Raw genomic sequence first — 277 nt, forward strand, 5'->3', positions numbered from 1 at the left:
GCCCAGTGAACAACGGCAATTTATCTCGTAATCCGAACTCTATTTGGGTTGAGCGGACCTATAAAGATCTTTCAGTCGTATCCCGGACGCTTGTCGATCCCATGTCTCTTCAGAGATACCAGATTCGCGTAGTTCGCGCTTTCTTACTTTGTTTGTAGAAGTCCTCGGCAGGCTCTCACGCATTTCGATGTACCGTGGCATCATAAAGTGCGGCAGACGGTCCGCGAGGTAGCGCAAAACATTTTCAGGTGTTTCGCCTGCGTCTGCGACGATGCAT

Annotated in this window: 1 pseudogene; it reads right to left on the minus strand. The window is 50.2% G+C overall.

Annotated elements, in window-relative coordinates:
* Window positions 1–39: 39 nt before the first annotated feature.
* Window positions 40–277 (minus strand): annotated as a pseudogene (locus SB764_RS39770) (ATP-dependent acyl-CoA ligase); the annotation flags it as partial.

Origin of the sequence: Paraburkholderia sp. SIMBA_027 (genome assembly GCF_046535315.1) — a bacterium.
GTDB classification, from domain to species: domain Bacteria; phylum Pseudomonadota; class Gammaproteobacteria; order Burkholderiales; family Burkholderiaceae; genus Paraburkholderia; species Paraburkholderia tropica.